This is a genomic window from Aeribacillus sp. FSL K6-2848 (assembly GCF_038004325.1).
Taxonomy (GTDB): domain Bacteria; phylum Bacillota; class Bacilli; order Bacillales; family Aeribacillaceae; genus Aeribacillus; species Aeribacillus composti.
Genome location: NZ_JBBOQQ010000001.1, coordinates 1,989,382 through 2,003,429, shown reverse-complemented (window position 1 = coordinate 2,003,429; position 14,048 = coordinate 1,989,382). Strand labels below are relative to the sequence as shown.

Below are 14,048 nucleotides of genomic sequence, written 5' to 3'. Positions count from 1 at the left end.
CGATCATCCCGATATTCATTTTTCCCTGTTTGCATTAAAAGTAAAGCGTTTTCGAAAACTTTTGAAGGAGGTATATTTGATGGAGTTTAGACCAGGATTAGAAAACGTAGTGGCAGCTGAGACAACGATTTCGTTTCTCGATGTAGAAAATGAAGAAATTGTCATTCGAGGATACGATTTAATTGAACTTGCCGAAACAAAATCATATGTCGAGGTTGCGTTTTTGCTGCTTGAAGGCAAGCTTCCGTCTGAACAAGAAAGAGCTAGATTTGAAAACGAGCTTCTAGCGAAAAGAGAGCTTCCAGACGTGCTTTACGACGTATTTTCCAAACTGCCGAAGACAACTCATCCAATGGACGCCCTGAGAACAGGCATTTCCATTTTAGCAGGATTTGACCCGCTCATTGATGACAGATCTGAACAGGCCAATAAAACGAAATCTATCAATCTTCTAGGACAGATGCCATCCATTCTTGCCAGCAGTTATCATCTACTCAATCAACAAGAAGTCATTTCACCAGATGAAAATCTCTCCTACAGTGCAAATTTTTTATATATGATTACAGGAAAAAAACCAACTGAACTTGAAACGAAAATATTCGACCGCTCGCTCATCGCTTATATCGAACATGAAATGCCAAACTCTACATTTGCCGCTCGCGTCATATCGTCTACACATGCAGATTTGTATGGCGCTCTCGCCGGTGCGGTTTCCTCATTGAAAGGACACCTGCATGGCGGAGCCAATGAAGCGGTGATGTATTTAATTGAAGAAGCAGGTACAAAGGAAAATTTTGAACGATTGATTAAACAAAAATTAGCAAATAAAGAACGGATCATGGGATTTGGCCATCGCGTCTATATGAAAAAAATGGATCCAAGAGCATTGCTTATGAAAAAAGCATTGCAGCAGCTGTCCGAACAACGGGGCGATTTTCGATTGCTTGAAATATGCGAAGCCGGGGAAACCATTATGAGAGAGGAAAAAGGATTGTATCCGAACCTCGATTATTATGCGGCTCCTGTCTATTACATGCTTGGCATTCCGATTGATTTATATACTCCTATTTTCTTCAGCGCTCGAACAGCAGGCCTGTGCGCCCATGTGATCGAACAGCATAATAACAACCGTTTGTTCCGTCCGCGCGTGAAATATACAGGAAAACGCTCTTTGAAAGTACAACAGTAATGGATAGCTTAGGAGGTTGTAAAAATGGCAGAAGTACTAGTAAAAAATAATGAAAATCGACAAACAGACAAACTGCTTGAAGAAATTGCCGATTATGTTCTAAATAAAGAAATTCAAAGTAAAGAAGCGTTTGAAACCGCCCGCTATGTGTTGTTAGACACGCTGGGCTGCGGCATACTTGCTCTTCGCTACCCTGAATGCACAAAGCTTTTAGGTCCGATCGTTCCGGGGACGATTGTTCCAAACGGGTGCCGCGTCCCTGGCACTTCATATGTATTAGACCCCGTGCACGGTGCATTTAACATCGGCTGCATGATTCGCTGGCTCGATTATAATGACACTTGGCTTGCAGCGGAATGGGGTCACCCTTCTGATAACTTGGGGGGAATTTTAGCTGCGGCCGACTACATAAGCCGAACGAATGTGGCAGAAGGGAAAAAGCCGCTCAATATGAGGACAGTTCTTGAAGCGATCATAAAAGCCCACGAAATTCAAGGGGTGCTGGCACTTGAAAACAGCCTGAACAGAGTCGGGCTTGACCACGTGCTGTTCGTAAAGGTTGCTTCAACTGCTGTCGTTACGAAGCTTCTTGGCGGGGGAAAAGATGAAATCATCAACGCCCTTTCCAATGCCTGGATTGACAATTCAAGTCTTCGGACATATCGACATGCTCCAAATACTGGTTCTCGCAAGTCGTGGGCGGCTGGCGATGCAACAAGCCGCGCTGTACGTCTTGCATTTATGGCCATAAAAGGTGAAATGGGATATCCTTCTGCCCTATCGGCTCCGAACTGGGGATTTGAAGACGTGCTGTTCCGAGGACAGAAACTGAAGCTCGCCCGTCCTTTGGAATCATACGTAATCGAGAATATTTTATTTAAAATATCATATCCAGCAGAGTTTCATGGGCAAACAGCTGCTGAATGCGCCATTGAGCTTCATCCTGAAGTAAAAGATCGCCTTGATGAGATCGAAGAAATCACGATCACGACGCATGAATCAGCCATTCGCATCATCGACAAAACGGGACCTCTTCTCAACCCGGCTGATCGTGATCATTGCCTTCAATATATTACTGCCATCGGTCTTATTTATGGCGATTTAACAGCAGATCATTACGAAGATGAAATCGCACAAGACCCGAGAATCGATGCGCTTCGTGAAAAAATGACAGTTGTGGAAAATAAACAGTTCAGCAAAGATTATCTCGATCCGGACAAACGGTCAATTGCCAACGCAGTTCAAATACGGTTTAAAGACGGAACGGAAACGCGCCAAGTTGTTCGGGAATATCCAATCGGCCACAGATTCCGCCGTCAAGAAGGTCTGCCTAAGCTGATCCAAAAATATGAAAACAATTTGGCAACACGGTTCCCAAACAAGCAGCTCAAGCAAATCTTAGACGTTTCGCTTGACCAGAACGTGCTGGAAGAGATGTTTGTACATGAGTTTGTAAACTTATTTGTTATATAAATCCGGGGCAGATCACACGTTGTTTTGCATCAGATGCATGTTACTTTGGCGCAATTTCATTGTTTGGCAAGAAAAAACATGTTATAAACCTTGTAAGAACATTTGAGATAACTCTATCGAGCTGGTGTGGCAATCAGCCACACCGAAAAATGTTCTGTAAAGCGAAAATTTTTTGGGCAGTCAAAAAGAACGAAAAGAATCGATTTTGTACCAAATGACGGAAGTTAAGAGACAAAAGATCAGGGTACAAAACAGACCGTAAGCGAAGCGTGGATACAGGGCGGCACCCTCGAGTAGACTTGACGAGCTAAGCAAAGGCAGCGCTCGTTTAATGAAAAACGCGGCTTGCCTCTAGAAACGTAATTAATGGTTCTGTAAAGCTAAGATGAAATGACAGAAAAGAAGGTGATTCCATGGTTTGGATCGTTGAAAAAGAATCGACACAAGAGGAGTTGGCCGATCGGTTTCGAACGTTAATGAACGCACCGGAAATCCTTCAAATTCCTGGAGCCCATGATGGAATGGCTGCACTTATAGCGAGAAAAGCAGGATTTCAAGCGCTTTATTTGTCAGGCGCCGCCTATACCGCGAGCCAAGGGCTTCCTGACTTGGGCATCGTCTCGTCAGAAGAGGTTGCCCGCCGGGCGCGGGAAATCGTGCGGGCGGCTGATCTGCCGCTTCTCGTTGACATTGATACCGGTTTCGGCGGTGTTTTAAATGCCGCCCGAACAGCTAAAGAAATGGTAGAAGCACGAGTAGCTGCTGTCCAAATCGAAGATCAAGATCTTCCGAAAAAATGCGGACATTTAAACGGCAAAAAGCTTGTGTCTGTAGAGGAGATGATGCAAAAAATTAAAGCTATTAAACAGGCAGCGCCGACTCTTGTCGTTGTTGCCAGAACGGATGCCTATGCAGTTGAAGGAATTGAAAGCGCCATTGAACGCGCCAAAAGATATGTTGAAGCGGGAGCAGACGCTATTTTTCCTGAGGCTCTTTCAACAAAAGAAGACTTTTTAAAGGTGAGCCGGGCAATTTCAGCTCCTCTTCTCGCAAACATGACAGAGTTTGGAAAAACTCCTTACTATACAGCAGAAGAATTTTCGGAACTCGGCTATTCAATGGTGATTTATCCTGTTTCATCTCTTCGCGCCGCCGCTAAAGCGTATGAACGCCTATTCCAAACCATTAAATCGTCTGGAACTCAAAAAAGCGAGCTCGAGAATATGCAAACTCGCAAGGAACTTTATGAAGTGATTCATTACGATGATTTCGAAGCGCTCGACCAAACGATTGTAAAAACAGTATTGCCTGAAGATTAACCATCCACGGGGTTTGCCCCGTGGATGAAAAAGTATTTACCGGAAAAAATAGTAGCTGCTCACATTTCTGATTCATAAAACTTTTTAATCCCACAATCCTTTTTTCGTGTCCTTCCATTCCCATTGCTCCAAAATCGTTGTTGTTCTTGAACCCCATCCTTCCAATGCTTCATTAGCAAACTCTCTCTGTATATAAAAGTACTGTCTGTTATGCTCGCTTAAATAAATCTCGCCCGTTCTCGTCTGCTCTACATTTTCATAATGAAAGGAACGGAGAGACCAATCAGGTATATTTCTTTTCTCTTCTTCTTCCGCTGATAAAACTTTATAAGAAACATTTCCCAGCAATTCATCTGTAATGTAATTTTCCGCCTCTCCTAAAGATGTCCCTTTTGGAAAAAACATGACATCAACTTCCCCATATTTTTCATTCACCGCTATCAGCTTTGCTCCGATCAAATTTTTTTCTTCAATATATTCTGCCTGCCAACGATCCGGAATATATGTGGTAAAAGGTAGTTGCTTTATGTTTACGAGGTGATACAGCTCCTTTTCTTCCATTCCTTCCAATGAAATTGTCATTTCGATCGATTCAGGTCGGTTGATATCTCCTTTTTCTTCTTCCTTTTCTGCATTTTGAGATTGTTGGGGAGACATTAGTATGCTTTGTTGATCTGAATGCTGGCCGCCTTCTTTCGTCTCATTTGTTTGAAAAGGAGGAAAAATCATTAGAAGGATGCATACAGCTGCTGCGGCCGCAAATGAGAATACAAGCTGAAGCTTGCTAGCGGCTTTTTTCCTTCTCTCTTTATTTCTAGCTAATTCAATTCCGGCTAAAGCTTTTTGAAAACTTTTTTCTTTAAATTCATCTGTCGGTTCTATATAAAAGTGATGAAAAAGCTGTTTTATTGACTCTTCACGCTTTTCGCTATTCGGCGGTACGAGTTGTTTTTTCATGATCATTCACCTCGCTTTTTAAATGGGCTGACAATTTCTTTTTAGCCCTTGTTTGCAGCGATTTAACCGCCATAACCGTTTTCGACATTACCTTGGCTGTTTCTTTTATAGACATTCCTTCAAAAAATCTTAAATAAAGGACCGTCTTTTCATCCGGGGACAATTTTTCCATACTGGCTATGATCTGTTCTCTGAGCGAATATTCCAGAATATTTTGTTCTACTAAATGTTTATCCTGTTTATGCCCTAAGTCCTCAGGGCTTAAATAGACTGTGTTATTTTCTTTTTTATACTTGCGATGGTAATCGATAACAACCCGCCTTCCAATTGTAAACAGCCAAGTTTTAAAGCTTGATCTTCCTTGAAAGTTCGCTAAATGAACCGCCATTTTATACATGACATCTTGAGCAATTTCTTCTGACCGATGATAATCCCCCGTCTGCATATATGCATAGCGGAGCACTTGGCCAATGTAGCGGTCATGAAGCTCACGGAAGGCTGAATCGTCCCCCTCTAAAGCCTTTTGAACCAAATCTTCATCTCGCATGCCGAGGTGCACCTCTCTTTCTCGTACAATCAATTAGACGAAATGCTGGAGAAAAAGTATCGAATCATCAGATTCTAGTTGCAGAAATAGATTGGAGGAATTCCCATTTTCTCACAAAAAGCAAGAACTCAAATTTTGGAGCTTTTTAGATGGCAAAGTTTTGTAAAATAAGCCAACGATCTGCCCTGCATCAGTGGATCGTTGGCTTATTATATGGGAAGTAGCTGAAATGTAAGACGCTTTCTCCACAGAAGCTCAACCTTTGAAAATAGTAATCTAAAAACAACGATCATTGAAATTTTAATGATCTCTCTTGCATTTCTAATTTATATACAAGCCGATTTTCCAACCCCTTCTTTTGGTAGATGTTCCTAAATGGATTGTAAGCGTTTCATCAATGAATCCCGAAAGCTTTCCGATAGTTCGTCCACACGAAGAATTTGTTCAATTCCTTCTTTATTTGTTTTATCATGAAACATGATTTGATTCGCAAAAGAAACCGTTATGTTTAGCGGATGTTTTTCAATGAGCTGCAAGCTTGATTGTGTCTCCACCCAGCCTTCTTTCAGCACCCGAAAATAAAAACCGGTATAACCAGTATTTTGAACACGAAGCGGCAAGTCATTCACCCTGTGCTTTTTGGCAATCTTATGGCATGGCTGCCGAGGCTGGCTAACTTGCACAACCGCTTCCCCTAATTGGAACGTATCACCGATGCAAACTTCTGTTTCCAACAAGCCTTTTACTGTCAAATTTTCACCAAATGCCACCACATCCAGCTTTCTTTCAAGCTCATGCTCCCAATAGGCATAATGATCATACGGATAAACGCATACCGCTTTATCTCTACCGCCATGATGAACAAGATCTGCCTGACCATCGCCTGAAAAATTAAGAAATGACAAAAAAACCGGTCCATCAACAGGCTGCTTTTGAATTCCAGTGACGAATTCTTTGCCGTTATATATGAAATTTTTCGGTTTTCCTACATTTATAGAAATAATTTCATAAGTTTTTGCTTCCATTTTGATCAACTCCATTAATTCTTTAAGATCTTCCAACTTCGTTTGGGAGCAGCAATAGATTATCGTTAAGCGGCAAGTCTGCAGTTTGTATGATTTTCAAAAAATCATACAGGATAAAAAAATCTATTCCAGTGCTGTAACCTCCTAAAATGGTTAAAAAGCTGAATTGGGAACAACAAAACAAAAACTAGCATAGTTTATAGTGAGCTTTTTTATTGTCTACTAGATAGATGCGCTCTTTTTGAAGAAACTTCCATTTTGTCTATTTTTTATTCATAATAAACTCGTTAATGAGACGCTTCACTTTTTCAGCAGATTGTTGAAATAACTCTTTTTCCTTTTGTTCGATTTCCCATTCAAGGATGCTTTGGATGCCTGTATGATTCACTGTTAGAGGTACACCTAAACTAATGCCAGAAACGTCATATTCTCCGTTTAATACCGCAGAACCGATTGCTGTCGACGTTTTTGGTTGAAGCAGCTGATCAATCAGCCTTTCCATACCGACGGCAGACGTCCACCCGGTTGTTCGGTTTATGCCTAGGTCATTGAAGTTTCGAAACCAATTTGTCAGCTTTTCTTTAACTTGAATTTTCTGATCTTCTGATAAAAGCAGCGGCTTATAGTTTACTTTGACTTGGCTGAAAAGCGGAACTTGTGTTTCTCCGTGCTCACCTATAACAGGGCTTGATACTTTATCATTCTCGTGTAGCTTTAGAACTCGGCGAAGCGCCCATTCAAACCTGTAGGAGTCATTCATGGTGTATCCGATTAATTTTTTCTTATCAAATTGAAACGTATGAACTAAATAGTAATTCAGAACATCGACTGGATTGGAAGCGGTGATAATCAAAGCGTTTGGGGCATGTTTTGCGACGGCTTCTCCGATTTGACGAAACAATTGCAAGTTTCCTTCTAAAAACTCATCTCTAGAAGAAATATCGGTTCGGTTTGGGATGCCTGCCGTAATGATGACGATATTAGAGTGCTTTAAATCGTGAAAAGTCCCTTTATAAATCGTTTTGGACGGATAAGCATTTTCCATATCCATTAAATGATTGAGCAGCAGCTTTTCATTTTGATCGATGAGACAAATTTCATCGATCGCTTTTTTCCCTGCTAATTTGAAAGCGATGGCGGCTCCAAGAGTTCCTGCTCCGCCAATGATCGTAATTTTGCACATTTTCTTTTCCCCCTTTGCAGCCGTTAAGATTCTACTCCACGTCAAACAGGCAGCATGACCCGTTTTGACATTGAATACACAAATTTCCCCGTCTTGTCAATGGATCATCTCTGAAAAAGTGCACCGTTTTAAAACAAGCTCGTCTCTTTTTGACTAAAATCACAAAGTCAGGCACTACTGATTTTGAATACCACGGACGATATTATGGTATTTTCCGCAAAAGTCGAATTAAATCTTGAATTTCTTCTTCTGTAAATGCGTTGAATTTGGAACGCATATATTGAATCAAGTCCTGTTGAACCGCTATGATGGTTTCTTCTCCTTTTTTTGTTAAAGAGATTTGGACAACTCGGCGGTCCTTCTTTGATCTATTCCGTTCGATGTAGCCTTTTTCGATTAGCTGATCAGTAATACCTGTGAGGAAACTGGGAGATATATCAGATTCTTGGGAAATGGTAGATAGTTTTTGAGGGCCGTTTTTCAGCAAAAACTTCATAATAAAAAATTCATTTCTTGACAAGCCATATTTTTTCCCCATTGTATAAAAATTTCGCAAATCACGAAAAATCCTTATAAATTCGTTCTCTAATTCCGTCATGGAGGAGGATGTCGGATTCATAATATTACTTTCCCTTCCTTTCACATATATAAAGGGTGTCCTCTGCCGGACATCCCCGTTTCATTCATTATATCTTTGTTTATAACTCTTGGGAAGATGCTTCGGTTTTAACTTTTGCTGCTTCGAACGAGCTTTCCTGGAGCGTTTTCTTTGGTGTTTTTAAGAAAAAGGAAAGAACTAGCGCGATGAATGCCAAAACGGTCGCAATGTAAAATGCATCGTTGATCCCTTCGATGGTTGATTGCTGCAATGCCTGCCCTAAAAGTGCCTGAGCACCAATAGTTTGACCAGCATGTGCAGAAAGTCCGGCTGATTGAGCCATACTGCTGCCAAGTGCTTGCAGCTGATTCATCAACATTGGATCAGTTTTTGACACAAGATTCGTATAATCTGATAAATGATTTGTTGATTGCTGTGTCATAACCGTTACTAATAATGCGGTTCCAATAGATCCAGCCACTTGGCGTATCGTATTCGACATGGCTGTTCCATGGGAAATCATCTTTAATGGCAGCTGATTCATACCGGCAGTCATGATCGGCATCATGATCAATGACATTCCGAAAGACCGCAGCATATATATTCCTAATAAGGTTGTGTAGGGCGTATCGGCCGTCAGCTGCGTGAATTCATATGTTCCATATGTTGTAATGGCCAAACCGACAATTGCTAATCCTCTTACACCATATCGATCGAAAATTTTTCCTGCTATCGGCCCCATTAATCCCATGATCATTGCTCCTGGAAGCAATAATAAACCCGATTCAATCGGTGTAAAACCGCGAATATTTTGTAAATAAATCGGGAGAAGCAGCATTCCTCCAAATAATGCCATAGTAACAATCGAGTTGATAATTAATGTGAACGTAAAGAGGTTGTACTTAAATACTCTTAGTTCAAGCAGAGGTTTTTCCACATTCAATTGTCTTACGGCAAAGAAAATTAAAAAAACAACTCCGACCATTAAGCTGATGATAACTTCCGCGCTTGACCATCCTTTGCTTCCAGCCTCGCTAAACCCGTATAAAATGCCGCCGAATCCAATACTTGAATAAACAATCCCTTGGATATCAAACGTCGGGCGAGTTAATTCTTTTTCTAAACGGAACCAAATAAAGGCGAAAAAGATATCAATTAAACCGATCAAAGCCATCGCGTAGAACAAAAAATGCCAATCATAATTTTGCACAACCCATCCTGAGAGTGTCGGACCAATTGCAGGAGCCAGAATCATGGCAATCCCCATCGTCCCCATGGCTGTTCCTCTTTTTTCAGGAGGAAAAACAGTCAAAAAAATGTTCATGCCAAGCGGCATTAAAATTCCTGCACCAATCGCCTGAATAATTCTGCCAATCATCACCAATGGAAATGTTGCTGATACGGCACAAACGAGCGATCCAATTGTAAACGAGATCATCGCTGTAATAAACAGCTTGCGAAAACCGAAATTTTCAACTAAAAATGCGCTGATCGGTATTAAAATTCCGTTTGCAAGCATAAAGCCTGTCATCAGCCATTGTGCTGTTGTCGCATTGACATTTAAATCCGTCATCATGACCGGAAGCGCTACATTTAAAATTGTTTGGTTCAAAATCGCAATGAACATTCCAAACATTAAAACGAACAGCACTTTTCCAACCGGCACTTCCTTATCAAGTGCTTCCTCTTTTTTTGTATGCCAGTTTTTCTTTCTGACAAGGAAAACATTCATGACGATCAGCACAATCAGAGTGAAAAACGTATAACTGATGATAAACGGCATGCTTCCACCTCCTTCAGTTTATATGGTTAAATCATTTATTTATGGATGCGTACTTTTGCATTCATTCCCGGCATAATTCCTAGCCCTTTTGCATCCGCAATAGATATTTTCACAGGAATCACCTGTGTTACTTTCGTATAGTTTGCGTCCGCATTTTCACTTGGAAGCAATGAGAAGACGCTAGCTGTTGCTTTTCCGATTTGCTCTACTTTTCCCGAAAGTTTAGACTCGCTGTACCCGTCGATGTAAATATCAACATCTTGACCAACTTTTACATCCCCAATAATGGTTTCTTTAATATTGGCAGTGATCCATATATGATCGAAATCATATGCATATGCCAAAGGGGTACCAGCTGCCACAAATGAATTTTCTACCGCATTTGTTTGGACAATCGTTCCGGACTGGGGCATTTGAATGCTGACAGGTTCATCCTCCCCAGGTACGGCTAATTTTCCAATGACTTTATCTTTCTGAAATTGTGCTCCAACCTTTCCATCAAATTTTGTCAAGACTCCGGAAGCAGGGGCGGCGATCACTAATTGCTGTCCGTCCACTTTTGCGTAATCTGTTTTAATATAGTTGACCGACTCATTGTAATAATAGAATCCGGCAAAACCTCCTAAAACCAAAACAACGAGAACAACAATATTTAATATGACCAACTTTTTCACATTCATTTTTTATCCCCCTTACAAAAAAAATATTCATTAAATAAATATTTCATTTTGTGAAATATTTATAAACTGCATTATTTATCATATGACAATCGTTTATCCGAGTCAATGTTTTTCGTGTACCGAAATATATATATAAAAATGACCCAGACAGTACAATGGGCTGTTTGGGTCATTTTGTCCAAAAAGCATAATCATGTTCCATTCGATTTTTGATAAAAAGCTGCTGAAAACATTCATGAAAGTCCAAGACAAACGAACGAAATCTCAAAAAGAAAACGGTTTAAATAAATCACATTGTAAAAATGCTGCATGAATAGGAAAAGAGCAGCTATGATAAAAGCGATTCCCAGCCCAAGATTTATTTTCCCAACTAGTGTAAAATTTTTTATTTCAATTCCTCCAAACAATCACGTTTTCAAATAAACGTTACATGACAGGCGAATTTAAACTTGAAATATCGACTTTTTGTTTCCCTACTTTTAAGAATACCATAGTCATATCATCTTTTTGCGGAACGCCTTCTGTAAATTTATGAATCGATTCCAGCACTTTTTTTTCAATCTCCCCAGCATTTTTATCCTGATTTTGTTTTAACGTTTCGATCAGCCGTGCCAATGTAAATTGCTCGCCGCGTTTATTCTGCGCCTCAATGATTCCGTCTGTATAAAAGAAAATTGAATCATGTTCAAATAATTGGATCGATTCTTCATGGTAAATTTGATTAGGAAGACCGCCAATCATAAGCCCTTTCACTTTTGGAAGCTCATGTACCGCATCGCCTCTTATAATCAGCGGAAGATGATGGCCGGCATTTGCATATGTAAACGTTCCCGACAGCGGATCCCAATCGGCACAGAAAACGGTAACAAAAGATTTTAACTTTCTCAAATCATTGTATAACGCTTTGTTCATTGAAGTCAGCGTCTTTCCGGGGCTTTGCGTGCTTTCAGCGGCTGTCCGAAAGGCGCCGCGCGTTAAGATCATGAGCATCGCAGCAGGAATCCCTTTTCCCATCACATCCCCAATAACGATGCGCACTTTTCCGTTGACAAGCGGATAAAAGTCGTAATAATCCCCGCCAATTAATCGGGCAGGTATAGAATAGCCAAATACCTCTCCCCCTTCGATCGATGGAGCATGCCCGTTCAACAACGTTGTTTGTATCGTCCGTGCCAAGTTTATTTCCCTTTGCAGCATTTGTTCCTTTCTCTTAACATCTTCTATCGTATAGGAAGATTGCTGATACGTTAAAAAGTCTCTTTGCATCAAACAACCTCCCCTTGAATCGATTTTAAAATTTCGTATAATCCAACTGTTTCAAATAAATGGTTTGTGAAATCATTCATACCTTTAAAAACTAATTTTATGTTTTTTTCTTGAGATAAATAAATTAAATCGATGATTTCACCAATTCCGGATGAATCAATGAATTCCAAATAGCTAAAATCAATCGTCAATACTTGAAAATTGCCGATTTCATTAAAATGTGCATGAAACACATGAGCCGTTGAAATATCTAAAACTCCTTTAATGTATAATGTGAGGCTTTGATCTTGAATTTCCTTTTGAACCGTAAGACCCATACATACCCTCCTTAGCAGAAAAACTGAGCAATTCATTTTCACCTTTATGTGTTTCATGATTCTTGAACTTTAAATTTATTTATTTTATTTTCTAAATCCTTTGAAAGGTTGTCTAATTGAATAATAATTTCATTCAATTGCTGTATCGCATCAAAAGAAGATAAATTCATTTCCGTAACTTTTTTGACATTTTGTTTCATCAAATCATTCAGTTTTATGAGTTGATGACTTGATTGAATAATAAAATTAGAGACATGATGGAATTCAAGATGATTCGCTTCTTTTAGTTTTTCAAATTGTTGATTGATATTTTCATAGTTTTGTCGTATTTCTTTCACCTCTAATTCTATTTCATGAAAAATTTCCCGCGATTCCTTCGTCATGGTTGTTGAAACTTCGTCCATGACATGAAAGTAAGAGTGCACTGTCTCTGATAAAACGTTTGAAACGAGCCTTAATGTTTCAATATCGTTTTTAATATCGACAATTAATTGGCTGATGCGGTTAGTCATTTCATTTAAATGGGCAGCAATATCACCGAATTCATTTTTCTGATCGACATGAATTTCTTCGGTCAAATCGCCTGCTGCAATTTTATTAATATAACGGTGAATAGTAGGGATCGGAGTTAAATATTTTTTCGTAATGACCTGCAAAACGAAAAATATAATGACAAAGGCAGCAACAAATGACAGGACAAACAAAAAAATGATATTATGAAAAAACTTTGTGCCAGCGCTTAAGTCGGTGACAATCGTAATAACCCTGTCATTTGGAATTGGCAGATAATATTTCCGATAGTTTTCCCCCAGTTTCACTGACTCCATTTGATTCTCTTTCAGAACTTTTTGAATATAAAAATGATCTTTTTCATGCTTATATGAATTTTTTCCATATAATATCGGCGCATCTCTTTCCGGTTCAATAATATCTCGATTTTCGCTCCGAAGCAGTACATTGGCATTTATAACCGCAATTTCTTCGATTTCACTTTCTTTAAATTTTAAAATGGAATGAATAAGCGCTTCAGGATCCGAATGCTTCGTTGCATGATAAATTTCAGAATCAAGAATATACGGATTAATCATAAATTCAGTTGTTCCGTCATAATAATAGGCATATTTAAAATATTTGTTTTCCCAGTCTGATTTGGAGATCGGACCAACCCAATAATGTTCTTGATAATAACCTTTCCCTACTGTTACAGGCTTACCTGACATCAGTTGTTGAAAAGCATCATACCAATACCCCCACTCTTTTGTGCTTAAACCAATTTCATTGGGGTCTGAAGATTGGGCAATGATTATATCATCATTTCTTCTTACCAATAAAGAAATATTGTACACATCATATTTATTGCGCAATGCAATTAAATCTTGCTGAGTCACTTCCTCGATCGTTTTCCCGCGCAATTCTTTTGCAATCTCTTTTGAAATTAAATGCAGCTTTTCGTCAATTAAACGTTCAACCGTTTTTTTGGAATTTTCGCTGATTTCAATCGCGCTTTTTAAAATGTTTGCTGTTCGTAACACATCATTTCTATGAAAATGATCAAATTCTTTCTCCATCTGCCTGACAAAAATAAAGATGAAAATAGAACAAATAATAATCGGAATAAGCGCAATCATTGTAATAATTTGACCAATGATCGTTTTATTCTTTAAGAAATTCATCCGCATTCACTCCGAACGAAAGGATCAAGTACTTGATT

At 39.5% G+C, this 14,048-nt stretch carries 13 protein-coding genes; 3 read left to right on the top strand and 10 right to left on the bottom strand.

The window, feature by feature from the left end:
- Positions 1-79 precede the first annotated feature (79 nt).
- The 3 genes from mmgD to prpB all read left to right on the top strand — a co-directional run bounded on the left by mmgD (position 80) and on the right by prpB (position 3,981).
- Positions 80-1,189, top strand: a complete 1,110-nt coding sequence (gene mmgD, locus NSS70_RS09750) for a citrate synthase (RefSeq protein WP_340881393.1) — start codon at positions 80-82, stop codon at positions 1,187-1,189.
- Between the two features lie 24 nt (positions 1,190-1,213).
- On the top strand, positions 1,214-2,662 hold the full coding sequence (locus NSS70_RS09745) for a bifunctional 2-methylcitrate dehydratase/aconitate hydratase (protein ID WP_340881392.1): 1,449 nt from the start codon (positions 1,214-1,216) through the stop codon (positions 2,660-2,662).
- Positions 2,663-3,075: 413 nt separating this feature from the next.
- Positions 3,076-3,981, top strand: coding sequence for a methylisocitrate lyase (prpB, locus tag NSS70_RS09740; protein ID WP_340881391.1), 906 nt, complete (start codon positions 3,076-3,078; stop codon positions 3,979-3,981).
- Positions 3,982-4,065: 84 nt separating this feature from the next.
- On the opposite strand, the gene NSS70_RS09735 is transcribed toward prpB, so the two are convergent.
- The 10 genes from NSS70_RS09735 to NSS70_RS09690 all read right to left on the bottom strand — a co-directional run bounded on the left by NSS70_RS09735 (position 4,066) and on the right by NSS70_RS09690 (position 14,010).
- Positions 4,066-4,938: a hypothetical protein gene (locus NSS70_RS09735; RefSeq protein WP_066246656.1), complete on the bottom strand. Its 873-nt coding sequence runs from the start codon at positions 4,936-4,938 to the stop codon at positions 4,066-4,068.
- Positions 4,910-5,485, bottom strand: coding sequence for an RNA polymerase sigma factor (locus NSS70_RS09730; protein WP_339199836.1), 576 nt, complete (start codon positions 5,483-5,485; stop codon positions 4,910-4,912). The genes NSS70_RS09735 and NSS70_RS09730 overlap by 29 nt, the downstream gene beginning before the upstream one ends.
- 371 nt (positions 5,486-5,856) lie before the next feature.
- Positions 5,857-6,510 carry an MOSC domain-containing protein gene (locus tag NSS70_RS09725; RefSeq protein WP_063389562.1) on the bottom strand — a complete coding sequence of 218 codons (654 nt, stop codon included), beginning with the start codon at positions 6,508-6,510 and terminating at the stop codon, positions 5,857-5,859.
- 262 nt (positions 6,511-6,772) lie between these two features.
- Positions 6,773-7,693 carry a malate dehydrogenase gene (locus NSS70_RS09720; protein ID WP_094245712.1) on the bottom strand — a complete coding sequence of 307 codons (921 nt, stop codon included), beginning with the start codon at positions 7,691-7,693 and terminating at the stop codon, positions 6,773-6,775.
- 202 nt (positions 7,694-7,895) lie between these two features.
- On the bottom strand, positions 7,896-8,312 hold the full coding sequence (locus NSS70_RS09715) for a MarR family winged helix-turn-helix transcriptional regulator (RefSeq protein WP_340881390.1): 417 nt from the start codon (positions 8,310-8,312) through the stop codon (positions 7,896-7,898).
- A gap of 79 nt (positions 8,313-8,391) precedes the next feature.
- Positions 8,392-10,023, bottom strand: coding sequence for a DHA2 family efflux MFS transporter permease subunit (locus NSS70_RS09710; RefSeq protein WP_375338809.1), 1,632 nt, complete (start codon positions 10,021-10,023; stop codon positions 8,392-8,394).
- 86 nt (positions 10,024-10,109) lie between these two features.
- Complete coding sequence (locus NSS70_RS09705) at positions 10,110-10,754, bottom strand: HlyD family secretion protein (protein WP_340881388.1); 645 nt, start codon at positions 10,752-10,754, stop codon at positions 10,110-10,112.
- Positions 10,755-11,180: 426 nt separating this feature from the next.
- Complete coding sequence (locus NSS70_RS09700) at positions 11,181-11,951, bottom strand: PP2C family protein-serine/threonine phosphatase (protein WP_339199996.1); 771 nt, start codon at positions 11,949-11,951, stop codon at positions 11,181-11,183.
- Between the two features lie 68 nt (positions 11,952-12,019).
- On the bottom strand, positions 12,020-12,337 hold the full coding sequence (locus tag NSS70_RS09695; RefSeq protein ID WP_063389567.1) for an STAS domain-containing protein: 318 nt from the start codon (positions 12,335-12,337) through the stop codon (positions 12,020-12,022).
- Positions 12,338-12,390: 53 nt separating this feature from the next.
- Positions 12,391-14,010, bottom strand: a complete 1,620-nt coding sequence (locus NSS70_RS09690; protein ID WP_340881385.1) for a methyl-accepting chemotaxis protein — start codon at positions 14,008-14,010, stop codon at positions 12,391-12,393.
- Between the last annotated feature and the right edge of the window lie 38 nt (positions 14,011-14,048).